Origin of the sequence: Flavobacterium sp. 2 (assembly GCF_049949195.1) — a bacterium.
GTDB lineage: Bacteria > Bacteroidota > Bacteroidia > Flavobacteriales > Flavobacteriaceae > Flavobacterium.
Genome location: NZ_CP188206.1, coordinates 4,777,999 through 4,798,977, shown reverse-complemented (window position 1 = coordinate 4,798,977; position 20,979 = coordinate 4,777,999). Strand labels below are relative to the sequence as shown.

Annotated in this window: 20 protein-coding genes; 14 read left to right on the top strand and 6 right to left on the bottom strand. The window is 35.9% G+C overall.

All coding sequences use genetic code 11. The features are described from left to right. The first annotated feature begins 2 nt into the window (after window positions 1–2). Entirely contained in the window at window positions 3–161 is a 159-nt protein-coding gene (locus tag ACNFIH_RS20835) for an IS3 family transposase (RefSeq protein ID WP_426484605.1), read from the top strand. 242 nt (window positions 162–403) lie between these two features. Here the strand turns inward: ACNFIH_RS20835 and ACNFIH_RS20830 are convergent, their stop codons facing one another. Next, the gene (locus ACNFIH_RS20830; RefSeq protein WP_426484604.1) at window positions 404–1,255 is read right to left on the bottom strand and encodes a helix-turn-helix domain-containing protein; all 852 of its coding nucleotides are present in this window, start codon (window positions 1,253–1,255) and stop codon (window positions 404–406) included. 115 nt (window positions 1,256–1,370) lie between these two features. Here ACNFIH_RS20830 and ACNFIH_RS20825 point away from each other — a divergent pair, with 115 nt between their 5' ends. The 3 genes from ACNFIH_RS20825 to ACNFIH_RS20815 are packed head-to-tail and all read left to right on the top strand — an operon-like array spanning window position 1,371 to window position 4,945. After that, window positions 1,371–2,312 (top strand): NADP-dependent oxidoreductase, encoded by a 942-nt coding sequence (locus tag ACNFIH_RS20825; protein ID WP_426484603.1) that lies wholly within the window; start codon window positions 1,371–1,373, stop codon window positions 2,310–2,312. A 12-nt stretch (window positions 2,313–2,324) separates the two neighbouring features. Next, the gene (locus tag ACNFIH_RS20820) at window positions 2,325–3,455 is read left to right on the top strand and encodes an L-dopachrome tautomerase-related protein (RefSeq protein ID WP_426484602.1); all 1,131 of its coding nucleotides are present in this window, start codon (window positions 2,325–2,327) and stop codon (window positions 3,453–3,455) included. Window positions 3,456–3,457: 2 nt separating this feature from the next. Next, entirely contained in the window at window positions 3,458–4,945 is a 1,488-nt protein-coding gene (locus ACNFIH_RS20815; RefSeq protein ID WP_426484601.1) for an L-dopachrome tautomerase-related protein, read from the top strand. Between the two features lie 43 nt (window positions 4,946–4,988). Here ACNFIH_RS20815 and ACNFIH_RS20810 read toward each other — a convergent pair whose 3' ends face one another. After that, entirely contained in the window at window positions 4,989–5,891 is a 903-nt protein-coding gene (locus ACNFIH_RS20810) for a helix-turn-helix domain-containing protein (protein WP_109192244.1), read from the bottom strand. A gap of 177 nt (window positions 5,892–6,068) precedes the next feature. Here ACNFIH_RS20810 and ACNFIH_RS20805 point away from each other — a divergent pair, with 177 nt between their 5' ends. Beyond that, on the top strand, window positions 6,069–6,890 hold the full coding sequence (locus tag ACNFIH_RS20805) for an SDR family NAD(P)-dependent oxidoreductase (RefSeq protein WP_426484600.1): 822 nt from the start codon (window positions 6,069–6,071) through the stop codon (window positions 6,888–6,890). A 47-nt stretch (window positions 6,891–6,937) separates the two neighbouring features. Next, window positions 6,938–7,477, top strand: a complete 540-nt coding sequence (locus tag ACNFIH_RS20800; protein ID WP_426484599.1) for a carboxymuconolactone decarboxylase family protein — start codon at window positions 6,938–6,940, stop codon at window positions 7,475–7,477. A 54-nt stretch (window positions 7,478–7,531) separates the two neighbouring features. Here the strand turns inward: ACNFIH_RS20800 and ACNFIH_RS20795 are convergent, their stop codons facing one another. Beyond that, window positions 7,532–8,437: a helix-turn-helix domain-containing protein gene (locus ACNFIH_RS20795; RefSeq protein ID WP_426484598.1), complete on the bottom strand. Its 906-nt coding sequence runs from the start codon at window positions 8,435–8,437 to the stop codon at window positions 7,532–7,534. Between the two features lie 38 nt (window positions 8,438–8,475). Next, window positions 8,476–9,279 carry an SDR family oxidoreductase gene (locus tag ACNFIH_RS20790; RefSeq protein WP_426484597.1) on the bottom strand — a complete coding sequence of 268 codons (804 nt, stop codon included), beginning with the start codon at window positions 9,277–9,279 and terminating at the stop codon, window positions 8,476–8,478. A 237-nt stretch (window positions 9,280–9,516) separates the two neighbouring features. Here ACNFIH_RS20790 and ACNFIH_RS20785 point away from each other — a divergent pair, with 237 nt between their 5' ends. From ACNFIH_RS20785 to ACNFIH_RS20750, 8 genes are all read left to right on the top strand, one after another. Next, window positions 9,517–10,341 carry an SDR family NAD(P)-dependent oxidoreductase gene (locus tag ACNFIH_RS20785; protein WP_426484596.1) on the top strand — a complete coding sequence of 275 codons (825 nt, stop codon included), beginning with the start codon at window positions 9,517–9,519 and terminating at the stop codon, window positions 10,339–10,341. A 118-nt stretch (window positions 10,342–10,459) separates the two neighbouring features. After that, window positions 10,460–11,194, top strand: coding sequence for a hypothetical protein (locus ACNFIH_RS20780; RefSeq protein ID WP_426484595.1), 735 nt, complete (start codon window positions 10,460–10,462; stop codon window positions 11,192–11,194). 39 nt (window positions 11,195–11,233) lie between these two features. Beyond that, on the top strand, window positions 11,234–12,073 hold the full coding sequence (locus tag ACNFIH_RS20775) for an alpha/beta fold hydrolase (protein ID WP_426484594.1): 840 nt from the start codon (window positions 11,234–11,236) through the stop codon (window positions 12,071–12,073). A 111-nt stretch (window positions 12,074–12,184) separates the two neighbouring features. Further along, window positions 12,185–13,072 (top strand): helix-turn-helix domain-containing protein, encoded by an 888-nt coding sequence (locus tag ACNFIH_RS20770; RefSeq protein ID WP_426484593.1) that lies wholly within the window; start codon window positions 12,185–12,187, stop codon window positions 13,070–13,072. 142 nt (window positions 13,073–13,214) lie between these two features. Then, the gene (locus ACNFIH_RS20765; RefSeq protein WP_426484592.1) at window positions 13,215–14,114 is read left to right on the top strand and encodes a helix-turn-helix domain-containing protein; all 900 of its coding nucleotides are present in this window, start codon (window positions 13,215–13,217) and stop codon (window positions 14,112–14,114) included. A 72-nt stretch (window positions 14,115–14,186) separates the two neighbouring features. After that, entirely contained in the window at window positions 14,187–15,020 is an 834-nt protein-coding gene (locus ACNFIH_RS20760) for an alpha/beta fold hydrolase (protein ID WP_426484591.1), read from the top strand. A 33-nt stretch (window positions 15,021–15,053) separates the two neighbouring features. After that, window positions 15,054–15,857: an enoyl-CoA hydratase/isomerase family protein gene (locus ACNFIH_RS20755; RefSeq protein ID WP_426484590.1), complete on the top strand. Its 804-nt coding sequence runs from the start codon at window positions 15,054–15,056 to the stop codon at window positions 15,855–15,857. A gap of 149 nt (window positions 15,858–16,006) precedes the next feature. Further along, on the top strand, window positions 16,007–17,008 hold the full coding sequence (locus ACNFIH_RS20750; protein ID WP_426484589.1) for an NADP-dependent oxidoreductase: 1,002 nt from the start codon (window positions 16,007–16,009) through the stop codon (window positions 17,006–17,008). A gap of 458 nt (window positions 17,009–17,466) precedes the next feature. Here ACNFIH_RS20750 and ACNFIH_RS20745 read toward each other — a convergent pair whose 3' ends face one another. Then, complete coding sequence (locus tag ACNFIH_RS20745) at window positions 17,467–19,284, bottom strand: alkaline phosphatase (RefSeq protein WP_426484588.1); 1,818 nt, start codon at window positions 19,282–19,284, stop codon at window positions 17,467–17,469. A gap of 145 nt (window positions 19,285–19,429) precedes the next feature. Then, entirely contained in the window at window positions 19,430–20,965 is a 1,536-nt protein-coding gene (locus ACNFIH_RS20740) for a RagB/SusD family nutrient uptake outer membrane protein (protein ID WP_426484587.1), read from the bottom strand. Window positions 20,966–20,979 lie beyond the last annotated feature (14 nt).

Here is a 20,979-nt window from a genome sequence, read left to right as displayed (position 1 = left end):
CATTGAAAACAGAGTTGATTTCAAAAAATAATTATGCAACCAGACGAAAAGCAAAATCCTCAATTTCGGAATACATTGAAAATTTCTATAACACTCAAAGAAGACACTCAGCCTTGGGGCATTTTACAATTACTGAATACCATAATTTAAAGTCGAAATAGGAAAAAACCGTTTTCACCAATTTTAAATTAATGTCAAAAACTAAAGCTTTAAAAATTAAAAAAAATAGAATTGAGTGTAACATTTTATGTCAGAATCGTGACGGGTCATATATTTTCTATAAGTTTACAGTTATTATCAAACTTTCCTCGATTTAGCTTCTAATTGAAGAAGGATTTCAACTTTATTTAATAAAATAACTCTTAACCTTACTTTACTAATTTCGCATTGTATAAAAGGGAGACTATTTTACTAATCCAGCTCTTAAAGCTTTTCTAAACCCTACAGGACTTGTGCCTTTATTCTTTTTAAAAAATTTATTTAAATGGCTTTCATCTGTAAACCCCAATAGAGCTGCAATTTCATTTATACGAAGGTCGCTGTGTTTTAGCCGATGCTCTATGAGCTGCGTTTTATAGCGTGCAATATATTCCTGAAGTGTTACTTCTGTATGTTTCTTAAAATATTTGCCTAAATAACGGGTTGAAAGTCCAAAATGGGCGCCGATCTTTTCAGCTCTCAATTCTTCCGGATTAAATATATTTGACTGGATAAACTGAAGTATCTGCAATATTCTTTCCTCAGAATACTCGTTAACATTTTCGGGCAGGTATTTGGCAATATTTCGCGCAACTATAACAATTAAGGTGTTTACCAGATGGGTAATTAAATCTGTGTTATAAACGTCCTGATTCTGCTCTTCCCGAATAATGCCTTCAACAATAGGCCTTACTAGGCTTTTATCAATTTGATTTTTCAGGATACATCCCGGCTGATGATTTGCATTTTGTAAAATAAACTCCAGCTGTTCAATGTTTTTAGCAGACAGACCGCCATTTTTAATATATATATCAGTAAATCGTAAGAAAAAAAATGTGGTTTTCTCTTCAATATCAAAACGATGGATATCAGAAGGTGTAATTAAAAACATATGATTAGGATGATATCGAAACTGATTACCATTAATAACCTGAATTCCTTTTCCATCCAAAATATAGATCAATTCAAAGAAAGCATGCTGGTGTTCTAACTTAGGACATTCATCTAATGTTTTATATACTATTTCAAAAGGCTTGTACAATTGCTCTTTACTCATTTTTACCTGTATTACTTTTAATAATAGTACAAATGTACTATAAAAAGGATAATTTATACCATTTTAAAACATTTAACTGGTATAATTTTGCCTTATAAATTTAAACTAATTAAAAATGAGAGCAATAATTTTAAATGAGCCTGGTGATGTCAATCAATTACATTATACAGAAATCCCGCAGCCTGAGCCGCTGGAGAACGAGGTTTTAATAAAAGTGAAAGCAATTTCGATTAATCCCGTAGATGTTAAGACACGGGCAGGAAAAGGAGTTTACGGCAGATTAAAAGAGGTAAGTCCGTTAATAATCGGCTGGGACATTTCCGGAGTTGTTGAGAAAACAGGCAATAAAGTAACCCAGTTTAAAAAAGGGGATGCCGTTTTTGGAATGGTTAATTTTCCCGGGCATGGCAAAGCATATGCAGAATATGTAGCTGTACCTGAAACACACTTGGCATTAAAGCCTGCAAACGTAAGCTTTGAGGAAGCTGCTGCTGCCACACTGGTTGCCTTGACGGCTTATCAGGCACTGATCCATCATGCAAAAGTGCAGGCAGGACAGAACATCTTAGTTCATGCCGCTTCTGGAGGTGTCGGGCATATCGCGATACAGATTGCTAAATATCTGGGCGCAGCAGTAACTGGAACCTCATCGTTAAAAAACAAAGAATTCGTACTTGGACTTGGAGCCGACAAACACATTGATTATAATACTTATGACTGGAATTCCAATCAGGACAGCTTTGATTTTATTCTCGATACAATTGGCGGGGATAATATTGACAAATCGATAGAAGTGACCAAAAAAGGGGGAACCTTAATCAGCATACCGACAGGTCTTAATGAAAAGGTGGCTGAAAAAGCCAAATTAAAAGGCATAGAAGGCTATTTCATTTTAGTGCAGTCAAACGGCGAAGATATGAAAGCAATTGCAGATCTGTTAGAAAAAGGAATCATTAAACCATTTGTAAGTGAGACGTTTCCTTTTGATAAAATGAAAGAAGCACATCTGCAGCAGGAAACAGGCAGAACAAAAGGAAAAATAATTATCACGTTATAAAAAAGAAATAAAATGAAAACTTATATTGAAATAGGAATAGTACTAATTGTAGCATTTACGATAAGCTGTAACAATCCTTCTTCTAAAAAACAGGTAAATGCCGTTTCTTCAGATGATGCTGGCAATGAAAAAATAGAACAAGTCTTCGCGGATTCAACTTATCAATTAACGGGTGTTGCAGTTGCAGAAGACAATCGGCTGTTTGTAAATTATCCCTACTGGCTAGAAAAACATAAGTATTCGGTAGTCGAAGTTATAAAAGGCAGACCTACTCCCTACCCTGACGCAGAATGGAACAGTTTTAAGAAAGGAGAAGACGGACAAAACAAGTTTGTGTGCGTGCAAGCGGTAGTAACAGATGACAAAGGTTTTTTATGGGTTGTTGACGCTGCAGGCATCGGACTTGGCAAGGTGTATAATAAAAGCAACAAAATTGTCAAAATAAACCTAAAAACCAACCAGATAGAACACATTTACCGTTTTCCTGAAAATGTCGCCGGCGAGAATGTTTATCTTAATGATATCCGCGTTGATACTGTTAATGGCTTTGCTTACATCACCAATTCCAATACTGGCGGTATTATTATTTTAAATACAAAGACAGGAAGTTCAAAATTTGTTCTGGGAGACTCGCCAGCAGTAAAATCAGATCCTGCTTACCATTTTTCTCCTTTAGGGAAAGAGCTGCTGAAAGGAGACGGAACACCATTAAAAGTGAATTCAGATGGAATTGCTTTAACTCCAGATAAAAAATGGCTGTATTTTAAAGCGCTGACTGATGATAATTTATACAGAATTAAAACAGAACTGCTTCGACAGTTTGACATATCTGATGAAATCCTGAATAAAAATGTTGAGAGTTTAGGAAAATTTACAACTACCGACGGCATGATATTCGATAAAAAAGGCAATCTCTATTTTGGCGACCTTGAAAAAAACAGCATCGTAAAGATTACGCCAGACTTAAAAATGCAAACAATAGTGCAGAATGACAATGAACTGATATGGCCCGACAGCTACAGTATTTCCGAAGATGGATATCTGTATGTATCGGTTTCACAAATACAAAACTCGCCCTGGTTTCATCAGGAAAAAGAGCTGTTTAAAAAACCGTTTAAAGTTGTAAAAATTAAAATCAATTAAAAATGGCAAAAAATATTCTCAGCATTTTATTTTTGGCATTTGCATTAAACAGCGGTGCTCAAAAAACACAGCACTTTTCCTTAAAGGAACTGCCGTCAAAATCGGTTAACGAGCTTTTGACTCGGGGAATGATTTCGGGAGAAAAAGGAACCATTGGTTATTTCACTTATAAAAAAGGAGCCGTAGTTCCAATGCATCAGCACAGCAATGAGCAGTATTCCCTGATAACGCAAGGAAGCGTAAAGGTGTTAACTGAAGGCGGGGAAGTTATAGTTAAAGCGGGCGAAGGCATTATAATTCCTCCTAATGTACCTCATAGCTTTGTTTCTTTGGAAGACAATACTATAGACATTGATTTCTTTTCTCCATCCAGAATGGATTGGATTACAGGTTCTGATAATTATTATAAAGATTCCAACCAAAAAGAAACTGCTAAATGGACTGGTGAAGTTTTGGCCCCCGAAATATTTGCCTCTTTAGATGAAGCTGCAGGAAACATTGCATTTACGCCTCAGGGAGATCTTATTTATAGTCTTCACCCATTTTTCAATCCGGAAATCCGCGTAAAAAAATATGACGCAAAAACAAAAAAAAGCGTGCCGTTTCCTAATCTGGAGTGGAATACGCCCAGAGCAGCAGACGATCATTTTTTAAGTAATGTGTTAGGTGTCAGAAGTGATGAAAATGGTATTATCTGGATGATGGATATGGGACAGAGAAATGAGGTAACACCCAAAATTGTAGGATGGAATACTCGTTTTAACCGATTGGAACGCATTTACTATCTTCCGCAAATCACCAGCAAAAAGAATACACAATCTAATGATTTTGTAGTTGACACTAAACACGGCTTTTTTATTATTGCCGACGAAGGTATTGGAAATGGCGGTGATGGAAGCACGGCTTCTCTGTTAACTGTTGATATGAATACTGGAATAACCAAAAGAATTCTGGAAGGACACAGAACGACTCTTCCTGAAAATATTCCGATAAAAGTTGACGGTAAAATATTAACCTCAGGCAGAAATAACTTATTAGTTGGCTGTGACGGCATAACAGCAGATAAAGATTTTGAGTGGCTGTATTATTCGCCGTTGAACGGAACTAAGATTTACAGGATCAAAATTCAGGATTTAATTAACGTACAATTTACAGATACTGACCTGAATTCCAAAATTGAAACCTACTCTGCAAAACCAAATAATGGAGGCTTAAGTATCGATATTGCTGGAAATCTGTACCTCACAGCGGTTGAAAGCCACAGTGTCTCCATAGTTTTGGCAGCTGACAGAAGCGTTCATACACTAGCTTCTGATGAAAAAATGCTTTGGCCCGACGGCGTAAGTTATAATGCGGCAGATGGATTTATGTATGTCTCTGCAGCACAGGTGCATTTGGGCGCTGCATTTAATAATGGAAAAAATGAAGCCCGAGCTCCATTTTACATATTCAGGTTTCTGCCTTTATCCAAGGGTGTTTCCAACAGATAATCCTTACTCTTAAAAAAAGCTGACAGTTTCCTGTCAGCTTTTTTTATAACACTGCTCTATATCCTAAAGGAGTAAAACCTGTCTGTTTCTTAAATAATCTTGTAAAATAAGACGGGCTTTCAAAACCAAGCTCATAGGCAATCTGCGCCACATTTTTATCAGAACCAACCAGCAGGTTTTTAGCCTCTTTTATCAGGTAAATATGAATGTGGTCTAATGCTGTTTTACCTGTTTCCTGTTTCAGGACATCACTTAAATAACGAGTGGATAAAAGCAGTTCGTTTGCCAGATAATTAACAGACGGAAGCCCGACTGACTGATGCAGACCTTTATCGAAATAACTGCTCAATATCTTCTGAAATTTATTCACGGTATTTCCCGATACATTGATGCTTCTGTCAATAAACTGTCTTTTATAAAAACGGTCAGAATATTTTAAAATAGAATCCAGATGCGATAAAATAATTTCACGGCTGAATTCATCCTGGCTCGTATCATATTCACTTCTTATTTTATAATAAAGTTCCCAAAGTATTTTATCTTCTGTCGGAGAAGTGTGCAGCGCTTCGTTTATTTCATATTCAAAGTATCCATATTTTTTTATCAGCTCGTGAAGGGCATGCCCCATGAGATATTCCTCATGAAAAAACATTACAAAACCTTTTTCGGCAAATTGAACATTGCTTACTTCTATGGTCTGTCTGGGTTTCATAAACACCATTGAACCGCTACTGTGATCATACTGTGTTTTGCCATACAAAACATGTCCTGATTTTATCTTTTTCAGTGCAATCATGTAAAAATCTCCCGTAAATCTATCCTCTCCTACAGAGTACGTCATAAGTTCCTTACAGGTCATCATACTAATCAAAGGATGCTGTGGCTTTTCAAAGCCGCTCTTTTCATGAAGTTCTGAAATACTTTTATAATGGCTTATTTTTTCCATCCTTATAATTTTAATGACTGCGGCGATTAATAACTGTCACAAATTAACAAAATTATATCCAAAAATACCTTCATCGTATTTCTGTGCTATTCTTCCGCTGAAATGAGATATTTCCCTAAACAGCTTAGATCTAACTTTGTCCTATCAAAATGAAACAATTAATTAAAATTTAAAATCATGAAAAAAACAATTTTTATAACAGGAGCTTCAAGAGGATTTGGAAAATTATGGATCGAAGCATTATTAAAAAGAGGAGATAATGTAGCAGCAACATCAAGAACAATCGACGCCTACAAGGATTTGTCTGCACAATACGGATCTCAATTTCTGGCTATTAAACTGGATATTACAGATAAAGAAGCAGCAGCGACAGCAGTACAATCTGCAAAAGAGTATTTTGGAACATTGGATGTGGTAATCAACAATGCAGGTTACGGGGTTTTTGGTGCTGTAGAGGAAGTGAGCCAGAAAGCAGTTAAAGATGTTTTTGAAGCAAATGTTTATGGAACATTATGGGTAACACAGGCAGCACTGCCAATTTTCCGCGAACAGGGACATGGGCATGTAATTCAGTTATCAAGTGTTTTAGGTGTGTGGTCTCTGCCTACTTTAGGTATTTACAACGCTACAAAATTTGCTGTAGAAGGATTTACTGAAGCATTAGCAGATGAAGTGAAAGACTTTGGAATCAATGTCACCCTGGTTGAACCAAACGGATATGCAACAGATTTTGGAGGAAGTTCAGCTGTTGTCAGCGAATCGATTTCGGCTTATGATAAAGTGAAAGAAGCATTAGGAGCAACAGAAGGTTTATTGCCAGAAGATTATGGAAAACCAGAAGCTACAGTTCCTGCTATCTTAAAACTGATAGACAGTAAAAATCCTCCTCTGCGCTTATTTTTAGGAAAAGTCGGACTGAAAAAAACAGAACGTGTGTATGCCGAAAAACTAAAAACCTGGAACGACTGGAAAGAAGTGTCTGAAGAAGCACATGGTTAATTCAATACAATTAAACAGCACAACAATACTCTAATAAAAATACAATCATGAAAACAATTTCAGTTCCTGCAAAAGAACAGTTAAATGCAGCTTCACAATCTATTCTCGAAGCTGTACAATCTAAAATGGGAAAAATCCCTAATCTTTATGCCACAATTGGCTATTCATCCGCAGCTTTAAAAGCCATGCTGGATACGGAAAGTGCATTATCACAGGATTCTTCCTATACTACAAAAGAAAGAGAAGCTATTAATCTTATTGTATCACAGGTAAATAATTGTGAATATTGTCTGGCTGCGCACACTACGCTTGCTAAATTGAAGGGATTTAGTGAAGAAGAAACGATTAGCATTCGTAAAGGCGATTTCGCAGATGCAAAATTAAACGCTGTCATTCAATTGGCAAAATCTATTGCCGATAACAAAGGCACTGCTAAGGAGGAAGATTTGAAAAACTTTTTTGAAGCTGGATATGATGAAAAAGCACTGATAGAATTAACAGCGCTGATTGCCTTAAGAAGCTTTACTAATTATGTTTTTGCCAATACCAGGATTCCTGTAGATTTTCCTGCAGCAACAACTATCTAAAAGAGAAAGACCAGCTTTTTAAGCTGGTCTTTCTCTTTTTTGCATAAAGCAGATTTACTGCGCAAGTCTAAAATTCTTTGGAGACTTTCCGGTTTTCATTTTAAAAATTTTACTAAAATGAGAGGGATGATCGAATCCTAAACTATACGCAATCTCACTTACGCTTTTATTGGATCCCCATAAAAGTGATTTAGCTTTTTCTACCAATTGAAGGTGAATATGCTCAATAGTGGTTTTACCTGTATATTTATTTAGCAGATCAGATAGATAATTGGCGGACAAATTTAACTGTTCGGCAAAATATTTAACTTCAGGAAGCCCTTTATCAGCTAAATCATCAGCTTCAAAATAATTTTGTACCAAATCTTCAAACTGCTGTACGAAATCATTATTTACTTTGGATCTCGTTAGGAACTGACGATTATAAAAACGGTCACAGTATTGCAGCATAAGTTCAAGATTGCTAACAATCAAACCCTGAGTATGCTTGTCCATGTTCTGCGAATATTCCACTGCAATTTTTTGTATGCTTTCTTCTAAAGTTTTTCTTTCCACATCTGAAATATGCAGAGCTTCATTGACATCATATTTGAAAAAAGAATAAGAACCTATATTTTTCCCCAGCAAAGATCCATAAAGTAAATCCGGATGAAAGGCAAGAAACCATCCCTCTTCGATTACCGTATTTTCACTTGGGCTCAAAACCTGATTTGGTCCTGCAAACATTAATGATCCGTCCTGAAAATCATAACTTGACCGGCCATATCTCAACTCTCCTTTAAACTTTTTAAAAACAATAGTATAAAGTCCGAGTCTATAAAAGGCATCTTCAACTCCCCTATTTCTCGCCTTTACTTCCTTTAAATCAATTATTGTGATGAGCGGATGTCCAGGACTCCCGTAATTGTAATAATGATGAAGGGTAGCGATCGTATCTATATTTACAAATTTTGTCATCATTACTTTGATCTCATTAATAACTCAAATATAAGCTAATTTCAATTTCTCATCAATCTTAAATATTCAGCTTCTGTATTTTTAGTTTTCAGATCAATATAATACTGGGAATCGTCACCTGCTACGTAACGCAGTTTTACAGTTTCATCCGTTGCTGCGGTCCATATGGTCTGTGCGACATCTTCTGCTGCGGCCTTAGATAAGTGTTCTGTTCTTTTAATAAATTTTGGAATAAAGGAAGCTAGTTCTGCGTTATAATCCTCGATAGTGTTTTGAATCATTTCTATGCCATTTCTAAAGTTCGTAGGAACACTTCCCGGTTCAATTATTTTTACAGCAATATTTAAAAAAGCCAATTCATGCGATAAGGCTTCCGAAAATCCCTCAACTGCAAATTTTGAACTGCTGTATAAACTGGAAAATGCTCCTGCATTTACTCCACCAAAAGAAGAAATATTGATGATTGAACCGCTTTTATTTTTCCTCATAAATGGAAGTACCGTCTTGGTGACTTCCATCAAACCAAAAACATTGACATCAAATTGTCTTTTTATTTGTATTTCGTCAGAAGCTTCAAAAACGCCCATCAAGCCATAACCGGCAGAATTGACTAAGACATCAATATTCCCGAAAACCTTCACTCCTTTTTTGACTGCCTCGTCAATACTTAAACTGTCAGTTACATCTAATTTCACCACTAATACATTCTCTAATTGAGAAAGTTCTGATTCCTTTTGCGGCGTGCGCATTGCAGCAATAACATTCCATCCCTTGCTATTAAACAATAAAGCACTGGCTTTTCCAAATCCGGAAGAAGCTCCTGTTATAAATACCGTCTTTTTCATAATTAAAATAAGTTAAAATTTATAAGGCAAAGTTCCATCGAAAGTCTCTTACGTATGTATGCATTTCTTGGCATTACGTATACATTTCTCTGTCATAAAAGATTAAGACTATTTAATTTCCCATCATTCGTACTTCTGTGCTATTCTTCCGCTGATATGTCTTATTACTTCTGAGGGTGCAGAAATATCTTTGTACTATCAATTTAAAACAATAAGAAATACTAAAATTTAGATATCATGGCAAGAATAATTTTTATCACAGGAGCATCAAGAGGGTTTGGAAAACTGTGGGCGGAAGCTTTTTTAAAAGCAGGCGATAAAGTGGCAGCATCAGCAAGAAACATTACGGCACTGGATGATCTGGTTGAAAAATATGGCAGTAACATTCTCCCTATTTCATTAGACGTTAATAAAAAAAACGAAGTAACTCAAGCCGCAGCAAAAGTTAAAGAGCATTTTGGCGCTATCGACATTTTAATTAACAATGCAGGTTTTGGTCTTTTTGGAACAGTAGAAGAAACAAGCGAAGAACAAGCGAGAGCACAAATGGAAACCAATTTCTTTGGATTATTATGGGTAACGCAAGCTGTTCTTCCTGTGATGAGAGCTCAAAAAAGTGGACATATTATACAGGTTTCAAGCTTTTTAGGCATTACTACCCTGCCTTTATTAGGCTTATACAATGCCTCTAAATTTGCGGTAGAAGGGCTTAGCGAAACAATTGCCAGGGAAGTTGCACATCTGGGAATCAAATTTACTTTAATCGAACCAAACGGTTTTGCGACAGAATGGGCTGGAAATTCCGCCGTACAAACAACAGCTGAAATTGCAGATTATAATCCGGTAAGAGAAGCCTTTGCATCATCTGGAGAAAATCCCGAAACATGGGGAAAACCGGAAGCCACGGTGGAAGCGATATTAAAAGTGGCAAATAGTGCCAATCCGCCTCAGCGTTTATTGCTTGGAAAAATTGCCTACCATACTGTTAAAGAAGTGTACACAAAACGTCTTGCGGAAATTGACGAGTGGAAAGAAGTAAGCATTGCTGCTCACGGACATTAAGACATCTGACAGCAATCGTGTTTATGTGCTGCTTTTTCGTTGATTTGAACTATCCTGCCGGCAGCCCAAACCATACTTTTGTCAAAATGTATAAAAAAACAACCATTAAAAACTATAAATGAACACATCAACACAACAATTAGTAAACAAAGCACTTGATGCTCACGGAGGCATACAAAATGCCGGTAAATTTCAGACCTTAAAACTGCATGCCAATATCGGCGGTGCTGTATGGGCAGTAAAGGGACATGAAAATGCACTTGCTGATGTAGAATTTACGGGATCATTAACAGAACAAAAAGCTTCATGGAAAAATCTTTTTCAGTCTGGTCATACATCAAGTTTTGAAGCGGGAAAAGTGGCTCTTTTTGATGAAAAAGGTGCATTAATTGAAGAATTAGAAAATCCGAAAGAGTCCTTTAAAGGACATACTGTAGAAACGCCTTGGACCAAAGCTCAATTAGTTTATTTTTCGAGTTATGCCACCTGGAACTACGCTACTGCCCCATTCAATTTTTTAGTGCCGGGAACTGAAATCAATCAATTGGAAGACTGGAACGAAAAAGGAGCAATCCTCCAAAGACTGGAAGTGATTTACCCTGACGGATTTGCCACGCACAGTAAAAGACAAATATTTTATTTTGATGCTGACGGCTTATTAAAACGTCACGACTACTGGCCTGAGGTTTTAGGCGGTTCATCTGCAGTGCAGATCATAGAAAACCACAAAAATTTCGATGGCATTGTAACAGGGACTAAAAGAAACATTTATGTGTTGAATGACGCAGATAACAGTTATTCAACAGATCTTGTATTGGTTTCTATTGATATCCTAAATGTCTCGTTCGAATAATAATGAGTATTATTTTTCATTCTTAAAAATTAAAAAATCATGAAAACTTCAGAAATAAATGCTCTAACAGCCCCGACACAATACATAGAGACAAAAGGAGTTAATTTTGCTTACCGCAGATTCGGAAAACCGTCTGCAGTTCCGTTAGTAGGATTTCAGCACTTCACAGGGACATTAGACAACTGGGATCCTACTATTTTAGATGGACTGGCCGCAGAAAGAGAAATAATCATTTTTGACAATGCCGGTGTTGGAAACTCCTCCGGAGAAACTCCTGACAATGTTCTTGCTATGACCAATGACGCAGTAAATTTTATTAAGGCGTTAGGAATAGCCAAGATTGATGTACTGGGATTTTCGTTAGGGGGTTTTATTGCGCAGTATTTAGGAGAACAGCATCCTGATTTAATTAACAAAATAATTATTGTAGGCGCAGCTCCGCAGGGGACAAAAGCACTGCATAATTTCCCTCAGTTAATTGGCAGAGCACAGCAGAAAGAACCAATGGAAATTTTTCTGTATATTTTCTTCACTTCATCACAAGAGAGCAGAAACAAAGGAAAGGCAGCATTACAACGTTTATATTCCAGAACAGAAGACAGAACAAAAGCTGCCACAGAACAAGCAGTAATGGCACAAATGAAAGCTATTACGCACTGGGGTACCGAAAAACCTTCAATTAACCTGAAAAAAATACCGCATCCGGTTTTGCTTATACAAGGAAGCAATGATGAAATGATGGATTCTGACAGTTCATACACCCTGTTTAAAGAATTACCAAATGCAGTACTGACTTATTATCCAGATGCAGCACACGGTTCTTTTTATCAGTATCCTGAAATGTTTGTCAGCCAGGCAAATTATTTTTTGAATAATTAAATAGTCTGTAATCATCAATTTTTAAACAATTGATAGTTTTGATTATAGACTGAATAATAACATTGCATTTGCTGCATTCACAGCAAATGCAATTTCTTCAATGTTCTAACGATGAAACATTATAAAACATTAAGCGAATTACATAAAGATAACGGCTGGCCCGCTCCTCAAAATCCTCTATTTAGTATTGTGGGCTGTCAATCAAGCTGTCCGCTGGGCAACCGGGAATACACCACTGATTCTTATATGATTGCATTTAAAAAAATTAAATCCGGGACAATTATGTATGGTAAAACTCCTTACGATCACGACAATGGGTCTATGTTTTTTACCAAACCGCGCCAGATTATTGAAATGAAAAATTTAGAACTTGAAGAGCAAGGTTTTATGCTATTTATTCATGAAGATTATTTGTACCGTAACGAGTTATATTCTATTATACAGCAATACGCTTTTTTTGATTATGAAACTAACGAAGCCATCCATCTATCGCCTGCTGAAGAGCTGATTGTCTGGGAACTGTACAATAAGATAAACATAGAATATATGACAAATCCTGATGAATTTACCAGAGAAATCATATTAAGCCATGTAGCATCTATCTTAAAATATGTACAGCGTTTCTATAAAAGACAATTTATTGACAGGAAACAATTATCAGGCAGGGTAGTTTCTAAATTTAATGCCGCTTTAAAGCAGCACTTAAACAATGGCAAGCTAAAAGAAGATGGTTTGCCAAGTGTCGCTTTATTAGCTTCACAATTACTATTATCGCCAAGATATTTAAGCGATTTATTGAAACAGGAAACCGGTAAAACCGCTATTGAGTTAATACATGTTTATTTGATAACAGAAGCCAAAAATTTACTTCGGTCAGAAGATAAAGGTGTTGCTGAAATTGCTTTTCAATTAGGATTTGAAAATGCATCCTACTTTAGCAGACTTTTTAAAAAGCAGACCGGCTTCCGTCCGCTTGATTTTAAGCATTCATTGAACTAATAATTGATTTTTTCCAATGAAAATAAATAATGACAATTCAGAAATCACTGACGAGACGCAAATTACATAAAAGTAAGCCTGCATTCCAGTTTTTTTTCTTAGTATGTCCATATATTTGTGTACCACTAAATATAAAGAATAAATGAAAGTTTTTGAGAACCTATCTGCCTATAATAAATACTTAAATCTTTCAGAACCTTTTCATCCATTGATGGACAGCAGGGTCTGCAAACAGGCTATTCCGAATTTCCCGCAGTCAAGCAAAGAAATTCAGGTTAACATGTTTAAGGTTTCACTAAAAAAGAACTTTAGCGGTGATATCAAATATGGCGCAAATAAATATAAAACAGATAATGGCTTACTGCTTTTCAGCAGCCCCGGCCAGGTCGTATCATGGGAATCACTTACTTTCTGGGACGGATATGCCTTTGTATTTCATCCTGACCTGATTAAAAAGCATCCCATTGCACAGAAGATCAGCCACTATAAATATTTCAGCTATGAAATCAGCGATGCTCTGTTTATGACTCCCGAGGAAGAAGAAACTATAACATGGCTGTTTACCAAAATCCACCTTGAACTTCTAAATAATACAAATAATGCCAACGAAGATGTAATACTCTCACTGCTGCATGTTATCCTAACTTATTCAGAGCTCTACTACGAAAGACAGTTTAAAGAAAACGGATCAAATACTGCTTCTGCTTCTGTTTCATCAAAAGTAAAAACACTTTTACAGCAGTATTATAATGATTTATCAGTACCTGTAAAAAGTGTCCCAACAGTAGCCTCCATTGCAGATGAGTTGAATTTATCTCCCAATTATCTAACCGACCTGATAAGATTGGAAACTGGGAAAACTACCATTAACCTCATACATGAATATGTAACCGAACAGGCGGAAATATTATTGCTTCAGACCGATATGAATGTCAGCGATATTGCATATCAGCTGGGATTTGACAATGCTTCTTATTTCTCCAGACTATTTAAAAAAAACAAAACCTACACACCGGGCGAAATCAGGGAAAAGTACAGGTAATTTGGTGTTTTGTGAAATAAGAAGGTAACGGCTTTGCATACTTTTGAGTATGCAAATTTAAAAGCTTTTACGATGAATTCGAATTTTTCAAATTCCCAAACCCAGTTCAGCATCATCAATTCCTTCAAAGTGGCGTTCCGCCATTTCGGAAAGGGAGATCCTATATTATTTTATAATCGTTTCCGTGGAATACTCGATACATGGGATCCGCTATTTTTGGATGCACTCGCAGAAAAATACACTATTGTATTATTTGATTACCCTGGAATTGGAGAATCGGAAGGAGAACTATCTTCTGACATCGCTGAAGTAGCTGCTGTTGGAGTAAAATTAATGGAAAATTTAGGCATTAATAAATTTCATGCTGCAGGATGGTCTTACGGCGGCCTTGTCGCGCAGACTGCTCTTTTCATGAATAGAGAGAAAGTTGCTAAAGCGGTTCTTATCGGTACAAATCCTCCCGGAATTAATGAAGTCCCTTTTGACAAAACTTTCTTCGAAAGAGCGCTTAAACCTGTAAATGATCTTGAAGATGAAACGGTTGCTTTTTTTGAGCCTTCATCTGAAAAAAGCAGGGCTGCCTCCAAAGCTTCTTTTGATCGGATAGCGGTAAAACTTGACCGCACTAAAATTCCTTCCACTCCAGAGCAATTTCAAAAGTATTTTGAAGGTTCCGCAATGATAAAAAAAGACATTCATGATTATCGCGGCCAATATAAAACACTGAAAAATCCGGTTTTAGTCATATCAGCTGATCATGATATTAGTTTTGCTGTAGAAAACTGGTTCCCTCTTTTGAGACATGCACCTTCAATGCAGCACATTATCATCAACGATGCCGGACACGGACTTCAGCATCAGGAGCCTGTCCTTATTGCGGGCTACATCAGTTTATTTCTCAGTTAATAAATATTACACTAATAATTAAAATTCTTAATCATGATTTTTACAACACAGAAAATAAGTGAATCCTATTGGAAAGTTACTATTGAAAATCCGCCAGTTAACGTTTTTGATGCCGAATTTTCAAAACAGTTAATCATTTTGATAGATGAAATGGAAGCAGAAGAAAATCTAAAAGTTGTCGTTTTTGAAAGTGCAAATCCTGATTTTTTTGTGGCACATGTTGAACTTCTAAATATTACTGATTTTCCAAAAGGCACAGGAAAAACAGGACTTTCTATTTCATGGCCAGATATTGCAAAACGTCTCGAACAGGCACCATTCGTAAGTATTGCATCAATAAGAGGAAGGGCAAGAGGTCTGGGAAGCGAGTTTGTACAGGCTTTTGATATTCGCTTTGCCAGTAAAGAAAAAGCTTTTTTCGGTCAGCCTGAGATTGGAATAGGCTCATTTCCAGGCGGAGGCGGACTCGAGCGCTTACATCTGCTTACCGGTAAAGCAAGGGCTTTGGAAATCATTTTAAGCGGAAACGATTATGATGCTAAAACTGCTGCCCTTTACGGGTGGGTTAATCGTGCAGTTCCAGATGCTGAACTGGATGCTTTTGTTACGAATTTTGCTGAGAGAATTGCCTCATTTGACAAGTTTGCCATTGCCTCTATTAAATCAATAATGAATGAAAGAGCAGTGCTGCCAAAAAATGACCATATTATGGAAACACAGACTCGTTTCTTTCAATCTTTAGAATCACCGGAAAGCAGACAGCGTATAAAAAGACTTTTAGATAATGGCCTGCAGACTTATGGTGATGTTGAATTAAACTTGGGAGAACATCTTTAATAGCTGCCTACTTCATAATTTTCATAACTAAATCCAATTTGTACAAAGCTCTGCAGTTTTGTGCAAATTGATTTATTGAAGCATAAACTGCTGCAAAGTAATTAGAAGCAAAAAAAACTTAAATTTATATTATAATAAATACCTACCTCATGAAAGCTTTTATAGTAAATAAATACGGAAAAAATGAGAAACTGAAACTAGTTGAAGAAGCTTTACCCTCTGTAAAAGAAAATGACATTTTAGTTGAAGTATATGCCGCAGGACTTAATCAGCTCGATTCTAAATTGAAAAGCGGTGAGTTTAAATTAATTTTGCCATACAAAACACCTTTTATTCTGGGGCATGATCTGGCCGGAATTGTAATAAAAACAGGAGTAAAAGTAACTCGTTTTAAAGTGGGAGATGAAATATTTGCACGAGTCTCAGATATGAGGATTGGCACTCTTGCAGAATATATTGCAATCGATGAAAATGACGCTGCTTTAAAACCCAATACAATTTCTATGGAAGAAGCTGCCTCTATTCCATTGGTTGCTTTAACGGTATGGCAGGCATTTGCAGAAAGAGTAAATATAAAGAAGGGACAAAAAGTTTTCATTCAGGCCGGTTCTGGAGGAGTTGGCACAATAGCAATTCAGCTGGCCAAACATTTTGGAGCATTTGTCGCCACAACAGCAAGCGAAAAGAATTTTGACATGCTGAAAAGACTTGGAGCAGATATTATAATAGATTATAAAAAGGATAACTTTGAAACTATTCTTAAAGATTATGACGTGGTACTTAACAGTCAGAATATTAAGACACTTGAAAAATCATTGACAATTTTAAAACCAGCAGGCAGTATTATTTCAATTTCGGGACCTCCAACTCCAGAGTTTGCAAAATCAATCGGTGCATCATCAATAATACGTTTTATCCTTTGGTTAACCAGTCTGAAAATCCGTAATAAAGCTAAAAAATTAAATATTAATTATTCATTTTTATTTATGAAAGCAGACGGAAGACAATTAGAACAAATTGCTGATTTACTTGCTTCAGAAATTATTAAACCAATTGTAGATAAAATTTTTCCTTTTAAGCAGACCAATGATGCTTTTGATTATCTGGAAAGCGGACATGCAAAAGGAAAGGTTGTGGTAAAAGTAAAATAATTGTGTTATGGGGTTGCCTCCATATTTGCCACAATTATAAATAGCTTTTGAGTTTGAACTACACATATAAAAATTATAAAAAAATACATCAATTTATTTTAAAAAAAGTTACTTTTGATATTACAGAATGAATTATAGAATTCATAATCAACAAGTTTTCGTTGTAAACATATGAATATAGTTCAATGCAACATCGTGGCAACATAGGTTTTATAAAAATAGAAATGTAGGAAATACGCGGGTTTTGGGCTTAAGGTTCGAATCCTGCTCTCCCCACAAAAATCCTAATCAAATGATTAGGATTTTTTTTTGGATAAAGTTTAATGCTTAGAATTCTTTTCAAATAAAATTAAAATAGTAAAACCTGCAAATCCTAGGATTCGCAGGTTTTTTTAGTTTTACGGCAATTTTCAATCTTTATAAGAAACGCTCAAAATATCTTTTTTAAAAAGCGTTTACTATTTTGTTGCAAGCAGTTCCATTATCTTATCATAAATTGCTGTATTTTGGTAAACTCCCATAAATTTATCTGAACCTGGTCCGTAAGCAAAAACAGGAACAGGAATAGCCGTATGATCGTTTGTACTGAAACTTCCATGTACATATCCTTTTTCTATGCTTCCATCAATAAGAGATAATCCGCCGGTTTCGTGATCGGCAGTTACAATTAAAAGTGTTTCTGGATTTTTGTCTACAAATTCCATTGCCTGTCCAACCAACTTATCAAAATCCAGCATTTCACGAACCACATATTCTACATTATTCTGATGTCCGCCGTAATCAATCTGTGCTCCTTCGGCCATGATGAAAAACGGATTTTTTGTTTTCGAAAAAGTGTTGGTCGCTTTCGCTAAAGACTTAGTCAAGAAATCTCCTCTTCCATTTTTTATAGAAACCACTGCTGCATCTTCCAAAACAACAAATCGGTTATTTTTAATGGTATCTAAACTGGAGAATTTATCTGAAAATGTATACCCATTTTCCTTCAATGCTTTAGACAAATCTTTACCATCTTTTCTGGAGATAAATTCTTTTTGTCCGCCTCCAATTAAAATATCCGAAGGGTTTGCCAGGAAATCATTTGCAATAGGTTCGCTTAAACTTCTTTCTGGTTGATGGGCATAAAATGCTGCTGGAGTTGCATCTGTAATATTTCCCGCAGAAATGATAGCGGTTTTATAATTTTTAGCAGCCAATTGTTTTGTGATCAATTCCAAAGGTTTTCCATTATCATCTACGCTGATAAAACGATTTTTGGTTTTGTGTCCCGTTGCCATTGCAGTCGCTCCCGCAGCCGAATCGGTAATATAACTGTCCGAAGTTTTTGTAATAGAAAATCCTTGAGTTGGAATATTAAAAAGACTCAACTGACCTTTATTTGCTGTATAACCCGAATAGATTTGCGTTAATCCCATTCCGTCACCAATTAAGAGAATTACGTTTTTTGGACGTTTATTTTTGAAGGCATTTTTTGGAACGTAAGCTTGATGAAATTCTGTATTCTGGTAAAATGTCGTTTTAATATTATTAATGAATTGAGTCAACTCAGTTACTTTATCTGTTCCGATAAAATCGACTTTCAAGTTCATCAAAGTCATATACGTATTCACATTATCTTGTGTTGCCCAGAATCTTATTTTTTTATTTTGATCGTGAACTTTCTTAATAATCGCTTGTATTTTTTCAGCATCTGGCTGTGTCAGAACGCCTTTTCCGTTCCAAACTGTAATTTCTTTTAAATCTTCACTGATCATTTCAACTTTTGCCAATTGATCTGCGGTATAATTTTCATTCAACCTTCCATCAAAATAAATAAAATCTGGATATGCTGCCCAAAGAGACGGCAAAGGTCTATTTCCAGAAATTACCACTTTTATATTTTTGTTCGAAATAATATCGGGATACGTTTTTAACTGCTGTGTGATTGTTTTTAAAGTCGAATCAGCATCTGACTTGATATCGATCATTAATATCAAAGGTTTATTGCTTGGATACGCTTTTCCTCCAAGACTTTTTAATTTAGCAGAAAGCGGTTCCAAATACATACTTTTTAATGTATTCTGAGAACTGATTTCTTTAGAAGTATGCGCAACAAACAATTCGTTATTTACTAAAAAAACATCGGCTTCGATAACGCCTGTTTCATTTGAATAAGCACCATAAAAAGGCAATTTACTTTCGTAATCGTTGTGAGAATGAATGTTGGAAGAAGTGTATTCCTGCGCTTGCGCGAAAAGGAAAAACTGAAGGCAAAAAAGGGTGATTATTTTTTTCATCGAAAATAAATTAAATAGCAAAAAGCTGTAGGCAACTTTTTGATATGTTTTGAAACAAAAAAAGGTTTTACTATTTTTTTACAACTGCAGCCTCCTGACAAAGACTGCAGCGTAAAAAACTAAAAAAACACAATGAAATTATTGATTACCAACCTTGGTTTTGAGTCAAGGCACCTTTGCTCACTGCAATTTCGTCTGGCGGTATTGGCCAAACATGGTGTATTGCAGGATTAAAATTACGAGCAGGATAAATTACGCTTCCATCATAATGGTGTAATGGTTTTGCATAAGTATCTTTTGCATCTCCCCAACGCACTAAATCGAAATGACGATCTGTCCATTCTCCCGCTAATTCGCATCTTCTTTCTCTTTTTAAATCAGTTAATGTTGCTCCAGAAAGATCGGTAAGACCTGCGCGACGACGGATCATATTGATTTCTGTATCTGCATTTTGACCTTTCATTAATTTTGCTTCCGCTAACATCAAAATCACATCTGCATAACGCAAAAGCGGAACGTTTAAAGCTGTTGAAGGTTTATCTCCGTTTGCATTTACATAACGAATATCAACTCCGCCAGATGTAGTTTTTGTATAACTGAATGGCTCCATATATTTTTTAAACTGATAACCTGTTCTGTTACTTGAACTTACAACATATTTTCCTTCATTAAAAGTTACTGTTTCTCCAAAATAAACAAACTTGTCTCCTTTTTGTAAAATTGTAGCGCTTCTTCTCTTATCGTTTGCAGCGTAAGTATCAAACAATTCTTTTGTTGGATAGAAATTCCCCCAGCCATTGTAAACTCCCCAGCCTTTATCTTCTAAACAAACTCCAGGAAAAATAGATCCTAAAGAAGTATTTTGTGCACTTGAAGTTACCGACCAAATATATTCTGTCGACCAGTTATTGCTGATTTTAAACACATCTTCAAAATTGTCAAGCAATTTATGTTTTCCACTTGCCACAATCATGTTAGCGTATTTAATAGCATTGTCCCAATCTTTTGCATACAAATATGTACGAACCAAATAAGCCCACGCAGCAGTTTTGTGCGCACGTCCGTAATTGTCTGGTGTAAGCTGATTAAAGTATGGCAGTAAATCGGCAGCTTTAATTAAATCGGCAGCGATATAAGCATAATTTTCGGCAACATTTTTAGCACGAGGAACATAAACATTTGTTGGGTTTGCTCTGTCCTGAATTGGAATTCCAGCACGATCATCTCCATAACGATAAGCCAATTCTAAATGCATTACAGCATGATTAAAATAAGCTTCACCCAACATTCCATTTTTTGTGCTTTCTTCTAAAGACATATTTGGAATATTGCGAATAACATCATTACAACGTTTCATGATTTCGTAGTGAATTCTCCAGATATCTTTTGTATCCGATTCAGCTCCGTCTACAATAAAATTCTTAATACGTTCTGCATTTTGTCTTGGTTTTGTTCCGATATCATCGCTGGCATTATTTAACCAAAAGAAACCACGACCATACATATTATCATCAGAATACAGAGCGTAAATTGCGTTTACTCCGGCTTTTGCATCTGCTGGTGTTTTCCAGAAATTTCCGCTTGACGGAGCTCCTTGTGGAACCACATCAAGTTCACTTTCGCAAGACGAAACGCCAGCTAAAAGCACCAAACTCATTAATAAAAGACTTATTTTTTTCATTTCAATTGTTTTTT

Excerpts from the sequence above, each read along its gene's own strand:
- ACNFIH_RS20830 (WP_426484604.1), bottom strand. The coding sequence starts at position 1,255 with ATGAGTAAAGAGCAATTGTACAAGCCTTTTGAAATAGTATATAAAACA.
- ACNFIH_RS20825 (WP_426484603.1), top strand. The coding sequence starts at position 1,371 with ATGAGAGCAATAATTTTAAATGAGCCTGGTGATGTCAATCAATTACAT.
- ACNFIH_RS20820 (WP_426484602.1), top strand. The coding sequence starts at position 2,325 with ATGAAAACTTATATTGAAATAGGAATAGTACTAATTGTAGCATTTACG.
- ACNFIH_RS20815 (WP_426484601.1), top strand. The coding sequence starts at position 3,458 with ATGGCAAAAAATATTCTCAGCATTTTATTTTTGGCATTTGCATTAAAC.
- ACNFIH_RS20810 (WP_109192244.1), bottom strand. The coding sequence starts at position 5,891 with ATGGAAAAAATAAGCCATTATAAAAGTATTTCAGAACTTCATGAAAAG.
- ACNFIH_RS20805 (WP_426484600.1), top strand. The coding sequence starts at position 6,069 with ATGAAAAAAACAATTTTTATAACAGGAGCTTCAAGAGGATTTGGAAAA.
- ACNFIH_RS20800 (WP_426484599.1), top strand. The coding sequence starts at position 6,938 with ATGAAAACAATTTCAGTTCCTGCAAAAGAACAGTTAAATGCAGCTTCA.
- ACNFIH_RS20795 (WP_426484598.1), bottom strand. The coding sequence starts at position 8,437 with ATGATGACAAAATTTGTAAATATAGATACGATCGCTACCCTTCATCAT.
- ACNFIH_RS20790 (WP_426484597.1), bottom strand. The coding sequence starts at position 9,279 with ATGAAAAAGACGGTATTTATAACAGGAGCTTCTTCCGGATTTGGAAAA.
- ACNFIH_RS20785 (WP_426484596.1), top strand. The coding sequence starts at position 9,517 with ATGGCAAGAATAATTTTTATCACAGGAGCATCAAGAGGGTTTGGAAAA.
- ACNFIH_RS20780 (WP_426484595.1), top strand. The coding sequence starts at position 10,460 with ATGAACACATCAACACAACAATTAGTAAACAAAGCACTTGATGCTCAC.
- ACNFIH_RS20775 (WP_426484594.1), top strand. The coding sequence starts at position 11,234 with ATGAAAACTTCAGAAATAAATGCTCTAACAGCCCCGACACAATACATA.
- ACNFIH_RS20770 (WP_426484593.1), top strand. The coding sequence starts at position 12,185 with ATGAAACATTATAAAACATTAAGCGAATTACATAAAGATAACGGCTGG.
- ACNFIH_RS20765 (WP_426484592.1), top strand. The coding sequence starts at position 13,215 with ATGAAAGTTTTTGAGAACCTATCTGCCTATAATAAATACTTAAATCTT.
- ACNFIH_RS20760 (WP_426484591.1), top strand. The coding sequence starts at position 14,187 with ATGAATTCGAATTTTTCAAATTCCCAAACCCAGTTCAGCATCATCAAT.
- ACNFIH_RS20755 (WP_426484590.1), top strand. The coding sequence starts at position 15,054 with ATGATTTTTACAACACAGAAAATAAGTGAATCCTATTGGAAAGTTACT.
- ACNFIH_RS20750 (WP_426484589.1), top strand. The coding sequence starts at position 16,007 with ATGAAAGCTTTTATAGTAAATAAATACGGAAAAAATGAGAAACTGAAA.
- ACNFIH_RS20745 (WP_426484588.1), bottom strand. The coding sequence starts at position 19,284 with ATGAAAAAAATAATCACCCTTTTTTGCCTTCAGTTTTTCCTTTTCGCG.
- ACNFIH_RS20740 (WP_426484587.1), bottom strand. The coding sequence starts at position 20,965 with ATGAAAAAAATAAGTCTTTTATTAATGAGTTTGGTGCTTTTAGCTGGC.